The sequence below is a fragment of the Comamonas koreensis genome (assembly GCF_021026195.1).
Taxonomy (GTDB): domain Bacteria; phylum Pseudomonadota; class Gammaproteobacteria; order Burkholderiales; family Burkholderiaceae_C; genus Comamonas; species Comamonas koreensis.
The window spans coordinates 14,829-34,103 of the sequence record NZ_JAJNCT010000020.1 but is presented as its reverse complement, the minus strand read 5'-3'; the positions used below and the strand labels follow the sequence as shown (position 1 = coordinate 34,103).

Below are 19,275 nucleotides of genomic sequence, written 5' to 3'. Positions count from 1 at the left end.
GCTCCGGCGGCAAGGCCGGTTGCTGTCACCGTAAAACCCTGTCAGCCCGGCTAAGAAATGCGGGTGGGACAGGGTCAAAGTTGGGCGCTTAGATAGTTTGCGTCGCGCGGTCGGCCTGCAAGGCCGTGCCCAAGATTTGTTCAATCTTGTAACGCAACTCATCGGTTTTCGGGTCTTTGGGAAAGCGCACACCAATGCCCTGGGTGCGGTTGCCTCCCGCACCTGCCGGCGTCACCCAGCCCACTTTGCCGGCAATGGGGTAACGCTGCGGGTCCTGGGGCAAGGTCAGCAACAGGTAGACGTCGTCGCCCAGCGCATAGTCCTTGGGCGTCGGTACGAAGATGCCGCCTTCCTTGAACAAGGGGATGTAGGCGGCATACAGCGCGGCTTTTTCCTTGATGGCCAGTTGCAGCACACTGGGGCGCGCGCTGGCGGTGGCCGTGGCAGGGGTGGGACTGTTCATAGATTGCAAGGATAACCAAATTTTGCGAACCCATTCCACATGCAGGCGCAAACAAAGGCCAGAAAGCGCTGCTGTTGCACCGCTGTGGCAGGGCCAGACTTAGCGGCGCGATTGCAGCACGCTGGCAGCCTGCGCGACCAGGGCTTCCAGCATCAGCCCCTGGTTGAACGGGTGCGATGCCGTGCGCATCGATTGCGTCAGCGCCTTGCTCCAGCGCGCCAACACCGCCAGCGCCGGGGGCGCGGGCAGATCGGCCGCCTCAAAAAACCGTGGCGCAGCCCCCACACGCAGCATCAGCAAATCATGGCAAAGCTTTTGCAAGGCATCGACCACCTCGGGCGCGGACAGGCTGGACAAGGCGCCGGGCTGACCATTGGCCAGGTCCTTGGGCAATTTCTTCCAGACCTGGGGTGAGCGGCCGGCATGCATTTGCGCCAGTGCATCGTCAGGGCGGCCGCCTGCGGCCTGCAGCAGCGCATCAACCTGGTCGGCCGGCACATCCTGCGCCACCAGCCAGCTGCGGGCCGATGCGGTATCGGGCCACTGCATGGTATGGGCCAGGCAGCGGCTGCGGATGGTGGGCAGCAACTGGTGCGCGGCCTCGGTCGCCAGCACAAAGCGGGCGTCGCCTGGCGGCTCTTCCAAGGTTTTGAGCAGCGCATTGGCGGTGACGGCATTCATCTTTTCCGCCGGGAACACCAAGACCGCCTTGCCCTTGCCCCGGCCCGAGGTGCGCTGGGTGAACTCCACCGCATCGCGCATCGCATCGACGCGGATTTCCTGGCTGGGCTTGCGTTTCTTGTCGTCGATATCGGCCTGGGCCTTTTCCGGCAGCGGCCAGCCCAGTGCCAGCATCTCGGTCTCGGGCATCAGCACGCACAGGTCCGTGTGGGCATGCACATCGATCGCATGGCAGCTGGCGCAGTGGCCGCAGGCGCCCTGGGGCGTGGGCGCATCGCACAGCCAGGCCCGCACCAGGCCCATGGCCAGCGAGAACTGGCCCAGGCCCGAGGGCCCCTGCAGCAGCCAGGCATGGCCGCGCTGGGCCAGCAGCTGCTCACGCTGCTGGGCAATCCAGGGCGCGGTGGGCGCCGGTGCTGTGGATACAGGCTCGGCCGCAGGGGCGTTCTTGGCGGTGGCCATATCAGCCCTCCACCTTGCTGGCGGGCAGCCAGCCCTGGGCCGCTACGGCCTGGCGCACCGCCTGCCATACCGCCTGCTTGGGCCGGTGCGAATCGATGCGCGCAAATCGTTCAGGCTGCGCCAGCGCGCGCTCGGCATAGCCGGCGGCCACACGGGCAAAAAACTGCTGGGGTTCGGACTCAAAACGGTCGGGGGCACGCGCGCCTGCCAGGCGCTCGGCGGCCACCTCGGTGGGCAGGTCAAACCAGATCGTCAGGTCGGGCTGACGCAGCGCACCCTCGCCCAGCTCGGGCCGCTGCTGCACCATGCGCTCCAGCACCGACAGCACCTGCAGGTCAAAACCACGGCCTGCGCCCTGGTAGGCAAAGGTGGCATCGGTAAAGCGGTCGCACAGCACCACGTCGCCCCGGGCCAGCGCCGGCTCGATCACCTGCTGCAGATGGTCCCGCCGGCCGGCAAATACCAGCAAGGCTTCGGTGAGTGCATCCATCGGCTCCTGCAGGAACAGCGCGCGCAGCTTCTCGGCCAGCGGCGTGCCACCGGGCTCGCGCGTGCTCACCACCTGGCGGCCGGCGGCCAAAAAGGCATCGTGCAGGCCCTGGATATGCGAGGATTTGCCGGCGCCGTCAATGCCTTCAAAGCTAATGAACAGGCCGCGCGAAGCAGCTGGGAAAGATGCGGGAGAAGATGGAGTCATGCTGCGCCAGATTGTACGTGCCAGCCCGCCACCCTGATGGGATCAGGCGGCAGGGTCCAAGTCCGTGTCGCCCGCCGCACCCCGCTTGCGGGCCACGGCATAGGCCGTCAGCACCTGGTGGGCGACCATGTCGACACTGGGGCGGGTCACGCCATCGCGGTCCACCCAGACCTTAGGGGTCAGGCTGCCCGACAGGCAGATGCTGTCGCCATCGCCCAGGCCCAACAGCGCCGCCACCGGGGCATCGTCAAAAGCGATGACATTGACAATCAGCATCTCGCCATCGCCTGCACCGGCATTGGCACGCACCTTGGCCAGTGCATACGGCTTGCCGGTTTTACTGATGCGCTCGACCGGCTGGCCCAGTATGCGCCCGGATACCAATCCATCCATCATGCTTTGATCCCCCATTCAAGCCTTGCAGTTTAGCTGCTTGGACAGCGGTTACTGGCGATTTGGGAGGCCAAGATCAGCGCTTGTGGGGAGGCTCGGCCTGTTTCTCGCCGAGCGCGTGGCCCGCCGGTTCTACCGCATGGCTGCTGTCTACTACCCGGAAATTGGGTAACGGCGTTTTGCCCAGCACCCAGGCCATGCGAGAGCCCGCACCCACCAGGGCACCCATTACCCAGAAAACGCCCCCCACCCCAATCGCCGCTCCAGCGGCGCCAAACATCAGCGGCATGCAGACGCTGGAGCCGTTGATCAGCATCAGCCGCAGGCCCACGGCCTCGCCATGGCGCTCTTCGGGGGTGATCTGGTGCAGCATGCTCATGGCCATGGGCTGCACACTGCCCAGGCCAATGCCCAGCAAGGCCGAGCAAAAGGCCATCGCCCAGGCATTGGGCATCAGCGGGTAGATCGCAAAGATGGCGGCGGTCAGCACCATCGCAGCCATCACCACGGTCATCTCACGCAGATGGCGCGAGATGGCAGGCAGCAGCACCCGGATCACAAAGGCCGCCAGCGCAAACACGCCCAGCACGGCACCGATCTCGGAGGCCGACAGCCCCCGGTCGTGGCCCAGCAAGGGCACGACAAAGGTGTGCACATCCCAGCAGGAGGCCACCAGCCAGTTGACGATCAGCAAGCGGCGGAAGGACTGCTCGCGCAGCAGATCCCAGGCATGGTGAGGCTGGCCATCGCTCTTGGGCGGCTCGGCCTCCATCTCCTGCGCGCTGCGCACGCACCACCAGGCGACCACCGAGAACAGCGCCAGCACGGCAAAAGCGATGCGGTAGGACAGGTTGTTGCCGGCCTGGCCGGTCGAGTGGTCGATGATCAGGCCGGTGACCATGGGGCCCAGAAAATTGGCAATCGCCGGGCCCAGCGACAGCCAGCTGAAGATCTGGCGCAATTCGCTGGCCTCATGCGCGACGCGGCCGGCGTGGCGCTGCAGCGCAATGATGGAGATGCCGCAGCCCGCGCCGGTCAGCAGCGCCGACAGGCACAGCACTTCAAAGCGGGGAAAGGCGACGCCGATGGCGGTGCCGACAAAGGCCAGCGCAATGGCCGCCAGCATGGGCTTCATGAAGCCATGCCGGTCGGCGTAGCGGCCTGCGGGCAGCGCCAGAAACACCTGGGTCAGCGCAAAAAGACTGAGCAAGAACCCCACGGCGCCGGGGGTGTGGCCATCGCGCAGGGCCAGCAGCGGGGCTGCCAAGCGCGTGCCTGTCATACAGGCATGGACAAAAAACTGGCCGATGATCAGCCGTATCAACTCGCGATTCACGCGTTTCCTTCAGTGCCTTGTTCACTTGGCACTTGCTTGGCCTGCATTGTCCTCTAGGAAATAGCGTTACCGCTGTCGCCTTCGTCCGGGTCCGTGGTTGATGGGCCAATCTCACCAGCGGTCGGCGTCTCATGCACATGCGAGAGCCGCTTTTTGATCGCGCGCGTGCGCACATCGACCTGCTCGAACTTCTTGGCCGCCTGGTCCAGCGACTTGCGCGTGGCCTCGACCACCTCGCCAAACTTGTTGAACTCGGTCTTGACCTGGCCCAGCACCGCCCAGACCTCGGAGCTGCGCTTTTCGATGGCCAGGGTCTTGAAGCCCATCTGCAGGCTGTTGAGCATGGCCGCCAGATTGGCCGGACCCGAGACCATGACCCGGCAATCGTTCTGCACTGCCTCGACCAGGCCGGGCCGGCGCATCACCTCGGCAAACAAGCCCTCGGTGGGCAGGTAGAGCACCGCAAAATCGGTGGTGTTGGGTGGCGAAACATACTTGCTGTAGATCTTCTTGGCTTCGAGGCGGATCGAGTTCTCAAAGCCAATGCTGGCCGACTGGATCGCCGCCTTGTCCATGCTCTCTTGCGCATCCATCAGGCGCTGGTAGTGTTCCACCGGGTACTTGGAGTCGATGGGCAGCCACACCGGCTTGTCGTCGCTATGGCCCGGCAGGCGGATGGCGAACTCCACCATCTCGTCACTGCCCGGCACGGTCTTGACGTTCCTGGCGTACTGCTGGGCCGTCAGCACGTTGTCGATGATCATGCCCAGCTGCAGCTCGCCCCAGGTGCCGCGCGATTTCACATTGGTCATCACACGCTTGAGGTCGCCCACGCTGCCGGCCAGGGTTTGCATCTCGCCCAGGCCCTTGTGCACCTGCTCCAGCCTGTCGCTGACCAGCTTGAAGGATTCACCCAGGCGCTGCTCCAAGGTGGCATGCAGTTTTTCATCCACCGTCTTGCGCATCTCTTCGAGCTTGCTGGCGTTGTCGCTCTGGATGCTGGCCAGCCGCTCATTGAGCGTGCCGCGCAACTGCTCGGCCTGCTGCTGGTTGGCCTGCAGCAACTGGGCCAGCTGGCGCCCTACCCCATCTTGCATTCCCGTCAGGTGCGACTGCACATCGGTCTTGAGCGTGGTCAGGCTGTGGTGGTTGGCACGGGTGAGCGCATCGACGCGCTGCGTGAGCGAGGTATCGAGCACCGACAGGCGCTGGTTGACGGCGGCATCGAGGTGGGCCAGGCGCTGGGCCAGCTGGGTCTCGAACCCGGCCAGTGCCTGGGCCAGTTCCTGGCGCCCCAGGCGGGATTCGGCCAGACTTTGCGCCATGCGCGCCTCCAGCGATTCGCGGAACTCGCCCATCACATCCTGGCTGCCCTGGTTGAGTTCGCGCAGCTGCAAGGTCAGGTGCTGCGACAGGTGGCTAAGCGCGCCTTCGCTGCGCGCCAGTGCCTGCACGGTTTGCTGCTGGTCACGGGCCTGGCGCTCCTGCTGCTGCAACCAGGCCTCGCCCAGATCGGCCTTGGGCCGGCGCAGCAGCATGACCAGCAGATTGACCAGCACCGCCAACAACACCAAGGTCAGCAGCACCAGGCTGAGCAGCGACCGATCCAGATCCAGATTCACAGGCATTCCCCGCGTTTGAGAAGACTGCAAAAATAATAGCTGCTTGCGCCCATATGGTGGGCACAAACAGCCATCTTTATTGAAATATTTTGCGTTCAGGCAGCGCTGCGGCGGCTGTGCTCCAGATGGTTGACGGGCGTGACCGGCGCCTTGCCGCCCAGGTAGGCGATCAGGTTGTCGGCTGCCAGCTGGGCCATGGCCCGGCGCGTGCCCATCGTGGCGCTGGCGATATGCGGTGTCAGCACCACGTTGGACAGTGCCAGCAGATCCGGGTGCACGGCTGGCTCGCCCTCGAACACATCCAGGCCGGCGGCAGCAATGGTCTTGTTGGCCAAGGCCTTGGCCAGCGCCGCATCGTCAACAATGCCGCCGCGCGCAATATTGGTCAGCGTCGCCGTGGGCTTCATGCTGGCGATCTCGGCCGCACCAATCGTGTGGTGGGCTTCGGGGGTGTAAGGCAGCACCAGCACCAGGTGGTCGGCGGTACTGAGCAGCTCTTGCTTGCTCACATAGCGGGCCTTGCAATCGGCCTCCAGCTCGGGGCTGAGGCGTGAGCGGTTGTGGTAGACCACCTGCATGCCAAAGCCATGCGCGCCACGCCGGGCAATGGCCTGGCCGATGCGGCCCATGCCCAGAATGCCCAGGGTGCTGCCGTGCACCTCGGCACCGGCCAACAGGTCATAGCGCCAGTCCTTCCACTGGCCGGCACGCAGAAAATGCTCGCTCTCGGTGATGCGGCGGGCAGTGGCCATCATCAGGGCAAAACCGAAATCGGCCGTGGTCTCAGTCAGCACATCAGGGGCATTGGTGCCCTGCACGCCGGCTGCCGTCATCGCAGCCACATCAAAGTTGTTGTAGCCCACGGCCATGTTGGCGCAGATCTGCAGCTGCGGGCAGGCGGCCAGCAAGGCCGCATCGATGCGCTGCGAACCGGTGGTCAGCACGCCATCCATGCCTTGCAGGCGCTGGGCCAGCTCGGCGGGCGACCAGGCGACATCATCCTGGTTGGAGCGGACGTCGAAGTGCTGCTCCAGCACGGTGACCACTTCAGGCGAAATGGCGCGGGCAATCAGAATTTTCGGGCGGGACATCGGCAGTTTCCTCGGGGTTCAGCGGAACCAGATAAAAGTCATCACGATAAACAGCGGCACCAGGATGGCGCAGGACCAGGCCATGTAGCCAAAGAAGCTGGGCATGCGCACCCCACGGCTTTCGGCAATGGCCTTGACCATCATATTGGGCGCGTTGCCGATATAGGTGTTCGCGCCCATGAAAACGGCGCCGGCCGAGATGGCGGCCAACGTGGTTGCCATCGAGGTCATCAGCACCTGGGGATCGCCCCCGGCGGTGTTGAAGAACACCAGGTAGGTGGGCGCATTGTCCAAGAAACTGCTGAGAAAGCCTGTGGCCCAGAAATACATCGCCGGATCAGGCGAGCCATCAGGCCGGGTCACTGCACGTACCACGGCGCCAAAGGGGCCATTGGCGCCGGCCTGCAGCATCGCAATGACCGGGATGATGGTCAGAAAAATGCCGGCAAACAGCTTGGCCACTTCCTGCATCGGGCCCCAGTCGAACTGGTTGGCGGCATGGGCCGACGCGGGCGTGAGCTTGAAGGACAGCACGGCCACCGCAATCAGACCCAGATCCCGCACGATGGATGGCAGACCAACGGCTACACCGGCAATGTCCCACTGCAGGTCGGACTTCCAGAAGCCGCTGAGCAGCACCAGGGCCACCACGGCGCCCAGCAGCACAAAATTGATCTTGCCCTCAAAGCCCAGGCTGTGGGTGTCGGGCGTCGGATCGGTGCGGGGCTTTTGCGCATCAAAGCGCAGCATGTAGCGGTCAAGCAGGTAGAAGATCACCAGCAGCGCACCGACCAGGAACAGGGTCTCGGCAAAGATGTGGCGCACGGTCCAGAAGAAATCGACGCCCTTCAAAAAGCCCAGGAACAGCGGCGGATCGCCCAGCGGCGTGAGCGAGCCACCTGCGTTGGAGACGATGAAGATGAAGAACACGACCACATGGGCGCAGCTGCGGCGGGCATCGTTGGCGCGGATCAGCGGGCGGATCAGCAGCATCGATGCCCCGGTGGTGCCCATGAAGCTGGCCAGCACCGCGCCAATGGCCAGGATGGCCGTGTTCAAGCCCGGCGAACCATGCAGGTTGCCACGGATGTAGATGCCGCCCGAGACCGTGAACAAGGCGGTGAGCAGAATCACAAAGGGAATGTACTCAGCGACCAGCGCATGGGCCAGGCTGCCGGCGGCCAGGCCCGGGCCAAAGACTGCGGCAAAAGGCAGCAAAAAGGCCAGCGCCCAGAATGCCGCCACCTTGCCAAAATGGTGGTGCCAGAAGCTGGGCAAAAACAGCGGCATCAGCGCAATCGACAGCAGAATGCCGGCAAAAGGGATGCCCCAGAAAACAGAAAGATCAGCGCCATTGATCGTGGCTGCACTGGCCCATCCCGGCGCCAGCACTGCAGCCCCCACGGCTGCCCTGCCCCACCACGCCCACGCTCCATACCGTTGCCCCACCTGCGCCATAGCCTGCTCCTTGCGTTTCTGATTATTTATGCCTGGCAGCCCAACACCGTCCGGCAGGCGCACACAGCCCGGTGATTTTAGTCAGCGGCCACCGCCCCAGGCAGGCTGCCGGTGACAGCCGCCCTCCCGATTAACCCGCACGTGCGGGGGCAGGTGCCACGCCTTGCGGGCGAATGTGCTGGCTGGGGGGCAGGTTGAAAACCTGGCGCAGGTAGGCCAGGTATTTTTCGTCGTCGCACATGCTCTTGCCGGGCGTGTCCGAGATCTTGGCGACCGGCTGGCCATTGCAGCGGGTCATCTTGATGACGATCTGCAGCGGCTCATAGCCGAGGTCATTGGTCAGGTTGGTGCCGACACCAAAAGCCAGCTGGCAGCGGCCCTGGAAGCGCTCGAACAGCGCAATGGTGCGCGGTATCGTCAGCGCGTCGCTGAAGATCAGGATCTTGGTCAGCGGATCGACCTTGTGCAGCTTGTAGTGGGCGATCAGGCGCTCGCCCCAGCTGAAGGGGTCGCCGCTGTCATGCCGTGCGCCATCGAAGAGCTTGCAGAAATACGGGTCGAAGTCGCGCAGAAAGGCGTCCATGCCATAGACATCGGACAGCGCAATACCCAGGTCGCCCCGGTATTCCTTGGCCCACATGTCAAAGCCGTAGATCTGGCTTTCGCGCAGGCGCGGGCCCAGTGCCTGGCAGGCCTGCAGGTATTCATGGGCCATCGTGCCCAGCGGGGTCAGGCCCAGTTGCTTGGCAAACAAGGTATTGCTGGTGCCGGCCAATTGGCCACGGCGCTCGCCCGGCATTGCCGGATGGGTGGCCACCCCCAGCCCGCCCACCAGGCTGCCCAGCACCTCGCGCTGCCAGCGGTGGCTGAAACGCCGGCGCGTGCCATAGTCGGCAATCTTGAGCGACTCCAGCCCCGGCCCGCGCATGGCCTCGATCTTGCCCGCCAGGCGCCTGCGCCCCTCGGCCCAATCGGGCTCGGGCTGGGTGTTGCGGAAGTAGACCTCGTTGACAATGGCCAGCACCGGGATTTCGAACAGCACGGTATGCAGCCAGGGGCCGGTGATGGTGATGTCGATCTCGCCGCTGGGCAGCGGCAGCACGCTGATGTATTTTTCCTTGAGCTGATAGAGCCGCAGAAAATCGATGAAATCGCTTTTGATAAAGCGCAGCGACTGCAGATAGGCCAATTCGTCATCAGCAAAGCGCAGGCTGCACAGGTGCTGGATTTCGGCGCGAATCTCGTCCACATACGGCGCCAATTGCACGCCGGGGTTGCGGCAGCGGAACTTGTATTCCACCTGGGCCCCCGGGAACTGGTGCAGCACCACCTGCATCATGGTGAACTTGTACAGGTCGGTGTCCAGCAGACTTTGGATAATCATGGTTGGCAGCACAGGGTTGCGCGCCAACACGTGCAGCAGCCCCTTCGGCTGCTACATGCAGACGCCATGTCTCGTATTCACAACCCAGCGCCTATTTCATAAGGTCGCAACAGCGGCAAGTGTAGGCGATTGCCCGCTGCCCTGCTGCGAGGCAGGGCAAGCCTCTGGTTCAGATCAGACGCAAGCCGTTCAGCGCTACGCGCGTGGCATCGGGCAACGCCACCGGGCGGCGGCTGCTGCGGTCTACATACACATGGACAAAATGCCCGCAAGCGGCGCTTTGCGATTCACCGGCGACAAAAATGGCCAGTTCATAACGCACGCTGCTTTTACCCAGATGCGCCACCCGCACGCCCACATCGACATCCTGCGGATAAGACACTGGCGCAAAATAATGGCATTGGGTTTCCACTACGAGGCCTATGCTGCTGCTCGCTTCAATATCGAGCACGCCCTTTTCAATCAGCAAGCGGTTCACGGCGGTATCGAACCAGCTGTAATAAACGACATTGTTGACATGCCCATAGGCATCGTTATCAGCCCAGCGGGTGGTCACGCGCACAAACTGCGCATAATCCGATCGGGGCTGTGGCTGAGGGCGCTCGGCGAGCTGCGGCGAAGAAGACATCTGGCCATCCTGGTCACAAAGTTCGCAGGGATTGTAGAGGTGCCGCTCCCTGCCGTCACCGTAGCGATGCACTGTCGGAGACAAAGGGGAGGTCGCCATCGTACGGACACATACCGCGATTACAAAGTCAGAACAGGCAGATTTCAGCGTGATGGCCATGGGTTAATTGTTACCCTATCAACCAATTAAACAAATGGTAGACGATTGAAATCAAACCAAAAGATTTTTTTGTTGCACTGCACAAAAAAGGCTTGCAAAAGCTGTCTGGATGCCCAACAATAGAGTCATTGTGCAGTGCAGCAATTCAACGCAATGCACAAACCTCCGGCGCACGGGACGTGCCCGGATTTGTACCTTCACCACTTCTAACGAGACGGAGTATGAACATGGCATTGACCCCTGACCAAATCCTGGCTGCACACAAGGCGAATCTGGAAACCCTGCTGGGCCTGACCAATAAGGCTTTCGAAGGCGTGGAAAAGCTGGTGGAACTGAACGTGGCTGCAACCCGCGCTGCGCTGTCCGACGTCTCGGCCAACACTTCCGCCGTGCTGGATGCCAAGAGCGCCCAAGACCTGCTGAGCGTGCAAAGCGGCCTGCTGCAACCCATGGCCGAAAAGACCGCTGCCTATAGCCGCCACCTGTACGAAATCGCTGCTGCTACCAGCCTGGAATTCAGCAAGGCTTTCGAAAACAAGGCTGTTGAAGCCCAGTCCAAGTTCAACGAATTTGTGGACACCGCTGCCAAGAACGCACCTGCCGGCTCCGAAAGCGCCGTTGCCGTGATGAAGACTGCTGTTGCCGCTGCCAACAACGCCTACGACTCCGTGCAGAAGGCCGTCAAGCAAGCAGGTGAAGTGGCTGAGACCAACTTCAACACCATCACCAACAATGCGGTCAAGGCTGCCGGTACGGTCAGCGCTGCTACCGCCCGCAAGCGCTAATGGCTGAGTTGTCTGGCGCGCCGCTGTTGCCGAAGACCTACAATTTGGTCAAACTTTGGCCAGCGCGCTGGACACGATCAAGGGTAAACCCTATAATTTACCCATTGTGTTGAAAATTTCAACGCATCCAGTTGTCTCCTTGGATCTTTTCGAAACCTGGTTTCTTGGATCCTTTTAAAGCCCGGCCTTGCCGGGCTTTTTTTTGCCTTGCATCCGCACAAGGGGCTGCCTGTGGCTCCTACCACCAAGTCCGCACTTAACGTAAGCTGAATAAGCACAGACCCTGCAATGGATTAAATAGAAACAATTCTTGTTTCAATTAAGATCGCGTCTCCAACTTTACAGAGACGTTTTGCCCTATGCATTCTTTGAAAATCCTTGCACTGGCTTGCGCCATCACGGCAGGTGCTGCTGCACAAGCCCAGGAAGTGGTCAACCTGTACTCTGCCCGCCACTACGCGACAGATGAGGCGCTCTATAACAACTTTACAAAAGCGACCGGCATCAAGATCAACCGTGTGGATTCGGACGACGCAGGCATTGTGGCCCGCCTCAAAGCCGAAGGTGCGGCCTCTCCCGCAGACGTGGTGCTGATGGTCGATGCCGCCCGCCTCTACCGCGGCGAAAAGGACAACCTGTTTCTGCCGATCCGCTCGGCTAAACTGGAAGAAGTGATCCCCGCCAACCTGCGCGCCCAACCCGAAGCCGATGGCGGCATCACCTGGTTCGGTCTCTCGACCCGTGCCCGCGTGATCGCCTACAACAAGGACAAGGTCAAGCTCGAAGATGTCGACAGCTATGAAAAGCTGGCCGACCCCAAGAACAAGGGCAAGATCTGCATCCGCTCGGGCTCGCACCCCTACAACCTGAGCCTGTTTGGTGCGGTGACCGAGCACATCGGCGAGGCCAGGGCCCAGCAATGGCTGCAAGGTGTCAAGGACAACCTGGCACGCCCACCCAAAGGTGGTGACACCGACCAGATCAAGGCCGTTGCCGCTGGTGAATGTGATATCGCCATCACCAACAGCTACTACTTCGCCCGTCTGATGCGCTCCAGCAACCCCGCCGATGTTGAGGTGACCAACAAGGTCAGCGTGGTGTTCCCCAACCAAAGCAGCTGGGGCACGCACCTGAACATCGCCGGTGGCGCAGTCGCCAAGTACAGCAAGAACAAGGACAATGCCGTCAAGTTCCTGGAGTACCTGGCCAGCCCGGAAGCGCAGACCTACTTTGCCAACGGTAACAACGAGTGGCCTGCTGCCAAGAACGTGCAGACCGACAACCCGGCGCTGAAGGCCATGACGCAAGACAAGCCTTTCAAGAGCGAGACCATCCCGATCAGTGCCGTGGGCAGCAATATGCCCAAGGTGCAGCAGATGCTGGACCGCGCTGGCTTCCAATAAGCCCCGCGTACTGTCACGAAAAGCCCGTTCGCGGGCTTTTTTTGTGACCGTTCGCCGCCCACCTCTGGGCTAAGATGCACCGATCCAACAACCAGGAGACATAGCGATGCACATCGCCAATAAGGTATTTATCGTCACAGGCGGCGCTTCGGGCCTGGGAGAAGGCACGGCACGCATGCTGACCCGCGAGGGTGCTACCGTCGTCATCGCCGATATGCAGGCAGAAAAAGGCCAGGCACTGGCCCAGGAACTGGACGGCGCCTTTGTGCAATGCGATGTGTCCAATGCTGAACAGGCCCAGGCTGTGGTTGCCAAGGCCGTATCGCTGGGCAAGCTGTTTGGCCTGGTCAACTGCGCAGGCATCGCACCGGCCGAGAAGACCGTCGGCAAAAAAGGCGCGCATTCGCTGGAGTTGTTCAGCAAAACCATCACGGTCAACCTGATTGGCAGCTTCAACATGATCCGCCTCTGCGCCGAAGCCATGGGCCAGAACGAGCCCGAAGCCACCGGCGAGCGCGGCGTGCTGATCTCGACGGCCAGCGTGGCCGCCTATGATGGCCAGATCGGCCAGGCCGCTTATGCGGCGTCCAAAGGCGGCGTCGTAGGCATGACTTTGCCGATTGCCCGCGATCTGGCGCGCAGCGGCATCCGCAACATGACGATTGCTCCCGGCATTTTCGGCACTCCCATGCTGTTTGGCATGCCCCAGGAGGTGCAGGATGCCCTCGCCGCTGGCGTGCCCTTCCCCAGCCGCCTGGGCACCCCTGAGGACTATGCCAAGCTGGTCAAGCACATCGTTGAGAACGACATGCTCAATGGCGAAGTGATTCGCCTCGACGGCGCCATTCGCCTGGCACCGAAGTAATGCCACAGGCCTGCGGGCCTTGGCAAGCAAAAAAGCCGATCTGCAGGGGCCACCCGGTGATCGGCTTTTTCTTGGGCGCTGCACACCAGCAGCAGCCATGAAAAAAGCCTTCTTGCCGCATGACAAGAAGGCTTTTGGAATCTGGCGGAGTGGACGGGACTCGAACCCGCGACCCCCGGCGTGACAGGCCGGTATTCTAACCAACTGAACTACCACTCCTGGCAGGAAGCTTTGCTAGCTATTGTATAGCATCAAGTGCTTCAAACTTGGCGACCCTACGGGGATTCGAACCCCGGTACTCACCGTGAAAGGGTGATGTCCTAGGCCTCTAGACGATAGGGTCAATCCTAGAACTTTGTCTGCGCTGCATTGCTCGTGCAATACCTCAGACAAGTTTAATTGGTGGAGGTAAACGGGATCGAACCGATGACCTCTTGCATGCCATGCAAGCGCTCTCCCAGCTGAGCTATACCCCCCAATTCGTTGATATCGCTCCATGACTTTGTCGCCATCACTCGCTGTACCTGAGTACAGCTTCGCGATGCCTTCGCGTCCTGAAACGATCTCAACAAATTTTAAAACTGTGGCGGAGTGGACGGGACTCGAACCCGCGACCCCCGGCGTGACAGGCCGGTATTCTAACCAACTGAACTACCACTCCTGGCAGGAAGCTTTGCTAGCTATTGTATAGCATCAAGTGCTTCAAACTTGGCGACCCTACGGGGATTCGAACCCCGGTACTCACCGTGAAAGGGTGATGTCCTAGGCCTCTAGACGATAGGGTCAATCCTAGAACTTTGCCTGCACTGCATTGCTGGTGCAATGCCTCAGACAAGTTTAATTGGTGGAGGTAAACGGGATCGAACCGATGACCTCTTGCATGCCATGCAAGCGCTCTCCCAGCTGAGCTATACCCCCCAATTTGCTGATATCAAGCCATGACTTTGTCGGTCTCGCTCGCTGTACCTGAGTACAGCTTCGCGAGCCCTTCGCGTCCTGACATGATCTCAACAAATTTCAAAACTGTGGCGGAGTGGACGGGACTCGAACCCGCGACCCCCGGCGTGACAGGCCGGTATTCTAACCAACTGAACTACCACTCCTGGCAGGAAGCTTTGCTAGCTATTGTATAGCGTCAAGTGCTTCAAACTTGGCGACCCTACGGGGATTCGAACCCCGGTACTCACCGTGAAAGGGTGATGTCCTAGGCCTCTAGACGATAGGGTCAAAACCTGGACTGGCCTTGCGGCTGTCGATTAAAAAAGCGCCCTCTCAAACAAAGGCGCTTCTCATCGAGCGACTGACCAAACTGGCGGAGTGGACGGGACTCGAACCCGCGACCCCCGGCGTGACAGGCCGGTATTCTAACCAACTGAACTACCACTCCTGGCAGGAAGCTTTGCTAGCTATTATATAGCATCAAGCGCTTCAAACTTGGCGACCCTACGGGGATTCGAACCCCGGTACTCACCGTGAAAGGGTGATGTCCTAGGCCTCTAGACGATAGGGTCAAAACCTAAGAACCGATTTCTCGTTTCCGATAATCTTTGGTGGAGGTAAACGGGATCGAACCGATGACCTCTTGCATGCCATGCAAGCGCTCTCCCAGCTGAGCTATACCCCCGTATCGGCAAGTTTTACAATTTACTTGTTGCTGCTCACCGAAGACTCGAATTATAGGGCGTATTTCAGCGCTTTTGCAGTCTTTCGATAATTTTTTCACGACCGAGTAATGCAAGCACCGCGTCCACCGAGGGCGTATGGGCTGTACCCACGGCCAAAACACGCACCGGCATCGCCAGTTGCGGCATCTTCAAGCCATGTGTCTTGAGCACTTGCTTGAAGCCGGCGCCGATCGCTTCCTTGCTCCAATCACCCTCTTGCAGCACCTGCAGCAGCTCGTCGATCACCGGAATGATCTCAGGCGTTACATGGGTGCTCAGGTCTTCTGCGCTGGGCTGCACATCCTTGTAGAACACCTGGGCCCATTGCGCCAGATCCACCAGGGTGTCGCAGCGGTCTTTGAACAATGCACAGATGCGTGGCAGACGGCCATCACCGACGGTGATGCTGTCCAGGCCCAGGTTCTTCAGGAATGGGGTCAGCATGGCTGCCAGCTCGTCATCGGGCGTCAGCTTCATGTGCTGGGCATTGACCCAGCGCAGCTTGGCCTCGTCGAACTGGCCCGCGCTGCGGCCCAGGTGGTCCAGGTTGAACCACTCCAGGAACTGCTGGCGCGAGAAGATTTCGTCATCCCCGTGGCTCCAGCCCAGGCGTGCCAGGTAGTTCACCATGGCATCGGCCAGGTAGCCTTCGTCGCGGTACTGGGTCACGGCCTTGGCGCCATTGCGCTTGCTCATCTTCTCGCCCTGCTCATTGAGCACGGTAGGCAGGTGGGCAAACACCGGCACATCGGCACCCAGCGCTTCGAAGATGTGGATCTGGCGCGGCGTGTTGTTCACATGGTCGTCACCCCGGATCACGTGGGTGATGGCCATGTCCATGTCATCGACGCAGACGCAGAAGTTGTAGGTGGGCGTGCCATCGGGACGGGCGATGACCAAGTCATCGAGCTCCGAGTTCTGGAACTCGATGCGGCCCTTGCACTTGTCTTCCCAAGCCACGACGCCGGTCAGCGGTGTCTTGAAGCGCAGCACGGGCTTGACGCCTTCGGGCACGGGCGGCAGCACCTTGCCTTCTTCGGGGCGCCAGGTGCCGTCATAGCGCGGCTTTTCCTTGTTGGCCATCTGCTTTTCACGCAGCGCGTCCAGCTCTTCCATGCTCATGTAGCAGGGGTAGACGGCACCCTTTTCCTGCAGGGTGGCCAGCACTTCCTTGTAGCGGTCCATGCGCTGCATTTGGTAGAACGGGCCCTCATTGGGGTCCAGTTGCAGCCAGGCCATGCCTTCCAGAATCACATCGACGGAGGCCTGGTTGGAGCGCTCCAGGTCAGTGTCTTCGATGCGCAGGATGAAATCGCCCTGGTTGGCGCGCGCAAAGGCCCATGGGTAGAGGGCCGAGCGGATGTTGCCCAGGTGGATAAAGCCGGTAGGCGATGGGGCAAAACGGGTACGTACTTTGGTGCTCATGTCAGGGTATCCAGGCCGCGCAACAGGTCGGCTTTCAAATCATCCAGGTGTTCCAGGCCGACGGAAATGCGGATCAGGCCCTGGCCCACGCCAGCGGACTGGCGCTGCTCTTCGGTCAGGCGGCCGTGCGAGGTGCTGGCCGGGTGGGTAATCGTGGTCTTCACATCACCCAGGTTGGCCGTGATCGAGCACAGCAAGGTGCTGTCGATCACATGGAAGGCTTGGGCGCGCAGCTGCTCCGCCCCCTCACCCACCACATCAAAGGCCAGCACGGCACCGCCCATGCCATTTTGCTGGCGCATCGCCAGCGCATGCTGCGGGTGGCTTTCCAAACCAGGGTAGTACACCCGGGCGACCTTGGGGTGCGCCTCCATCCAGCGTGCCAGCTCCAGTGCGGCAGCACTTTCGGCTTTCACACGCAACGACAGGGTCTCCATGCCCTTCATCACCACCCAGGCGTTGAACGGAGAAAGGTTCAGTCCACCACTGCGCAGGAAGGTGCCCATGACCTTGTCGACCAGCGCGACGGTGCCGCAGACGGCGCCTGCCATCACGCGGCCCTGGCCATCTAGGAACTTGGTGCCCGAATGCACCACCAGATCAGCGCCCAGCTTGGCCGGTTGCTGCAGCACGGGGGTGGCAAAGCTGTTGTCCACCGCCAGCAAGGCGCCATGCGCATGGGCGAGGTCGGCCAGCGCGGCAATGTCGCACAGATCGGTCAGCGGGTTGGTCGGCGTCTCGGCAAACAGCATGCGCGTGTTGGGCCGGATGGCGGCCTTCCAGGCCTCCACATCGGTTTGCGCCACAAAGCTGGTTTCCACACCAAAGCGGGCCATCTCGGTGCCCAGCAGCTTGATGGTCGAGCCGAACATGGACTGCGAGCAGATCACATGGTCGCCGGTCTTCAGCACGGTCAGGGCGACCAGCAAGATGGCGGACATGCCGGTCGAGGTGGCGATGGCGCATTCAGTGCCTTCCATCGCCGCCAGGCGGCGCTCAAAGCTGGTCACCGTCGGGTTGCCAGTGCGGGTGTAGGTGTAGCCCTCTTCCAGCGCGGCAAAGCGGCGCGCGGCCGTCTCGGCATTCGGTTGCACAAAGCTGCTGGCCAGGTACAGGGCTTCACTGTGCTCGCCCCATTGGCTGCGCTCCACCGCCTCACGGACCGCCAAGGTATCGGGATGCAGGCCCGGCGGCAATTTCTTATCAGTCATTCTTCTTCCCAAGCAGTACGCAGACCGCTATCAAGCTGCATCCGTCACATCGGCATTGCGCAGTGACAGACGCGAGGTATCGAGATCGTCCTCTTCGGTGGTGACACGGCCTTCATTGACCTGCGAGATGCCTTCAGGCGTGATGCCGGTCACATAGATGCCGTCAAAGCACGAAGCCTCGAAGCCATGCACGCCGGTATTGAGCTTGCCCACGGCGTTCTTCATGCCATCGACGTCCTGGTAGATCAGCGCATCGCAGCCGATGTACTGGCGAATCTCTTCCAGGCTGCGGCCATGGGCCACCAGCTCCTTGGCGGTGGGCATGTCGATACCGTAGACATTGGGGAAACGCACCGGTGGCGCAGCGCTGGCCAGGTAGACCTTGTTGGCGCCGGCGTCACGCGCCATCTGCACGATTTCCTTGGAAGTGGTGCCACGCACGATGGAGTCATCGACCAGCAGCACATTGCGGCCCTGGAACTCGCTGCCAATGGCATTGAGCTTCTGGCGCACCGACTTCTTGCGCGCGCCCTGGCCCGGCATGATGAAGGTACGGCCCACATATCGGTTCTTGACGAAGCCTTCGCGGTAGGGCTTGCCCAGCAGCTGGGCCAGTTGCATGGCGCTGGGGCGGCTCGATTCGGGGATCGGGATGACCGCATCGATTTCATTGGGCGGCACCATCGAGATTACGCGCTTGGCCAGCGTCTCGCCCAGGTTCAGACGTGCCTGGTAGACCGACATGCCATCGAGCACCGAATCCGGACGGGCCAGGTAGACAAACTCGAAAATGCAGGGGTGCAGGCTGGGGTTTTCAGCGCATTGCTCGAAGGTGAGCGAACCGTCGTCGCCGATGAATACGGCTTCGCCGGGGGCGATATCGCGCTCCAGCTGCTGCATCGTGCCTTCCAGTGCCACCGATTCGCTGGCCACCATCACGGTGCCATCGGCGCCACGGCCAATGCACAGCGGGCGGATGCCGTTCGGATCGCGGAAAGCCACCACACCGTGGCCGGCAATCAGCGCGATCACCGCATAGGAGCCCTGCACGCGCTTGTGCACCGCACGGATGGCATTGAACACATCCTGCTTCTGCAGCGGGATGCCATGGGTGGCGCGCTCGAGCTCATGGGCGAACACGTTGAGCAGCACTTCCGAGTCGCTCTCGGTATTGGTGTGGCGGTGGTCGGTGGAGAACAGCTCCTTGCGCAGCTGCACGGCATTGGTCAGGTTGCCGTTGTGCACCAGCACGATGCCAAAAGGCGCATTGACGTAGAAAGGCTGGGCTTCCTCTTCGCTGTAGGCATTGCCTGCGGTGGGGTAGCGCACCTGGCCCAAACCCACATTGCCCGGCAAAGCCCGCATATTGCGGGTACGGAACACATCCTTGACCATGCCTTTGGCCTTGTGCATGAAGAACTTGCGACCCTGCTGGGTTGCAATGCCTGCTGCATCCTGTCCACGGTGTTGCAGCAGCAACAGCGCGTCATAGATCAATTGATTGACCGGCGTGCTACTGACGACTCCGACGATTCCACACATAATGAG

16 protein-coding genes and 11 tRNA genes are annotated in these 19,275 nt (G+C 61.5%); 3 read left to right on the top strand and 24 right to left on the bottom strand.

The genetic code is table 11. The features are described from left to right. Positions 1-88 precede the first annotated feature (88 nt). The 10 genes from LPW39_RS14330 to LPW39_RS14285 all read right to left on the bottom strand — a co-directional run bounded on the left by LPW39_RS14330 (position 89) and on the right by LPW39_RS14285 (position 10,215). Complete coding sequence (locus LPW39_RS14330; RefSeq protein ID WP_230776219.1) at positions 89-463, bottom strand: PilZ domain-containing protein; 375 nt, start codon at positions 461-463, stop codon at positions 89-91. 99 nt (positions 464-562) lie between these two features. Then, positions 563-1,606, bottom strand: a complete 1,044-nt coding sequence (locus LPW39_RS14325) for a DNA polymerase III subunit delta' (protein WP_230776211.1) — start codon at positions 1,604-1,606, stop codon at positions 563-565. A 1-nt stretch (position 1,607) separates the two neighbouring features. Continuing rightward, positions 1,608-2,303, bottom strand: a complete 696-nt coding sequence (tmk, locus tag LPW39_RS14320; RefSeq protein WP_230776209.1) for a dTMP kinase — start codon at positions 2,301-2,303, stop codon at positions 1,608-1,610. A 42-nt stretch (positions 2,304-2,345) separates the two neighbouring features. Then, positions 2,346-2,699 (bottom strand): single-stranded DNA-binding protein, encoded by a 354-nt coding sequence (locus LPW39_RS14315; RefSeq protein ID WP_230776207.1) that lies wholly within the window; start codon positions 2,697-2,699, stop codon positions 2,346-2,348. Positions 2,700-2,772: 73 nt separating this feature from the next. Continuing rightward, positions 2,773-4,032, bottom strand: a complete 1,260-nt coding sequence (locus LPW39_RS14310) for an MFS transporter (RefSeq protein ID WP_230776206.1) — start codon at positions 4,030-4,032, stop codon at positions 2,773-2,775. Between the two features lie 53 nt (positions 4,033-4,085). Continuing rightward, positions 4,086-5,570, bottom strand: coding sequence for a DNA recombination protein RmuC (gene rmuC, locus LPW39_RS14305; RefSeq protein WP_407928855.1), 1,485 nt, complete (start codon positions 5,568-5,570; stop codon positions 4,086-4,088). 179 nt (positions 5,571-5,749) lie between these two features. Next, positions 5,750-6,745 (bottom strand): 2-hydroxyacid dehydrogenase, encoded by a 996-nt coding sequence (locus LPW39_RS14300; protein ID WP_230776195.1) that lies wholly within the window; start codon positions 6,743-6,745, stop codon positions 5,750-5,752. Between the two features lie 18 nt (positions 6,746-6,763). Beyond that, complete coding sequence (locus LPW39_RS14295; protein WP_230776193.1) at positions 6,764-8,203, bottom strand: sodium:proton antiporter; 1,440 nt, start codon at positions 8,201-8,203, stop codon at positions 6,764-6,766. A gap of 130 nt (positions 8,204-8,333) precedes the next feature. Further along, on the bottom strand, positions 8,334-9,587 hold the full coding sequence (gene pncB, locus LPW39_RS14290) for a nicotinate phosphoribosyltransferase (protein WP_230776191.1): 1,254 nt from the start codon (positions 9,585-9,587) through the stop codon (positions 8,334-8,336). Positions 9,588-9,756: 169 nt separating this feature from the next. After that, on the bottom strand, positions 9,757-10,215 hold the full coding sequence (locus LPW39_RS14285; protein WP_230777290.1) for an acyl-CoA thioesterase: 459 nt from the start codon (positions 10,213-10,215) through the stop codon (positions 9,757-9,759). 386 nt (positions 10,216-10,601) lie between these two features. On the opposite strand from LPW39_RS14285, the gene LPW39_RS14280 reads away from it, so the two are divergent. From LPW39_RS14280 to LPW39_RS14270, 3 genes are all read left to right on the top strand, one after another. Then, on the top strand, positions 10,602-11,159 hold the full coding sequence (locus tag LPW39_RS14280; RefSeq protein WP_230776189.1) for a phasin family protein: 558 nt from the start codon (positions 10,602-10,604) through the stop codon (positions 11,157-11,159). A gap of 359 nt (positions 11,160-11,518) precedes the next feature. Then, complete coding sequence (locus tag LPW39_RS14275) at positions 11,519-12,562, top strand: extracellular solute-binding protein (RefSeq protein ID WP_230776187.1); 1,044 nt, start codon at positions 11,519-11,521, stop codon at positions 12,560-12,562. Positions 12,563-12,668: 106 nt separating this feature from the next. After that, positions 12,669-13,427 (top strand): 3-hydroxyacyl-CoA dehydrogenase, encoded by a 759-nt coding sequence (locus tag LPW39_RS14270; RefSeq protein WP_230776185.1) that lies wholly within the window; start codon positions 12,669-12,671, stop codon positions 13,425-13,427. Between the two features lie 142 nt (positions 13,428-13,569). Here the strand turns inward: LPW39_RS14270 and LPW39_RS14265 are convergent. The 14 genes from LPW39_RS14265 to purF form a co-directional block, all read right to left on the bottom strand. Further along, positions 13,570-13,646, bottom strand: a tRNA-Asp gene (locus tag LPW39_RS14265). A gap of 48 nt (positions 13,647-13,694) precedes the next feature. Further along, positions 13,695-13,770 (bottom strand) — tRNA-Glu (locus LPW39_RS14260). A gap of 57 nt (positions 13,771-13,827) precedes the next feature. Further along, a tRNA-Ala gene (locus LPW39_RS14255) sits at positions 13,828-13,903 on the bottom strand. A gap of 108 nt (positions 13,904-14,011) precedes the next feature. After that, positions 14,012-14,088, bottom strand: a tRNA-Asp gene (locus LPW39_RS14250). Between the two features lie 48 nt (positions 14,089-14,136). Continuing rightward, positions 14,137-14,212 (bottom strand) — tRNA-Glu (locus LPW39_RS14245). A 57-nt stretch (positions 14,213-14,269) separates the two neighbouring features. Further along, a tRNA-Ala gene (locus LPW39_RS14240) sits at positions 14,270-14,345 on the bottom strand. A gap of 108 nt (positions 14,346-14,453) precedes the next feature. Next, positions 14,454-14,530 (bottom strand) — tRNA-Asp (locus tag LPW39_RS14235). Between the two features lie 48 nt (positions 14,531-14,578). Beyond that, positions 14,579-14,654: transfer RNA gene (locus tag LPW39_RS14230), tRNA-Glu, on the bottom strand. 83 nt (positions 14,655-14,737) lie between these two features. Next, positions 14,738-14,814, bottom strand: a tRNA-Asp gene (locus LPW39_RS14225). A gap of 48 nt (positions 14,815-14,862) precedes the next feature. After that, a tRNA-Glu gene (locus tag LPW39_RS14220) sits at positions 14,863-14,938 on the bottom strand. A 37-nt stretch (positions 14,939-14,975) separates the two neighbouring features. Then, positions 14,976-15,051 (bottom strand) — tRNA-Ala (locus LPW39_RS14215). Positions 15,052-15,115: 64 nt separating this feature from the next. Beyond that, positions 15,116-16,516, bottom strand: coding sequence for a glutamate--tRNA ligase (gene gltX, locus LPW39_RS14210; RefSeq protein WP_230776183.1), 1,401 nt, complete (start codon positions 16,514-16,516; stop codon positions 15,116-15,118). Then, positions 16,513-17,727, bottom strand: coding sequence for an O-succinylhomoserine sulfhydrylase (locus LPW39_RS14205; protein WP_230776181.1), 1,215 nt, complete (start codon positions 17,725-17,727; stop codon positions 16,513-16,515). The genes gltX and LPW39_RS14205 overlap by 4 nt, the downstream gene beginning before the upstream one ends. A gap of 30 nt (positions 17,728-17,757) precedes the next feature. Next, positions 17,758-19,269, bottom strand: a complete 1,512-nt coding sequence (purF, locus tag LPW39_RS14200; protein ID WP_230776179.1) for an amidophosphoribosyltransferase — start codon at positions 19,267-19,269, stop codon at positions 17,758-17,760. Between the last annotated feature and the right edge of the window lie 6 nt (positions 19,270-19,275).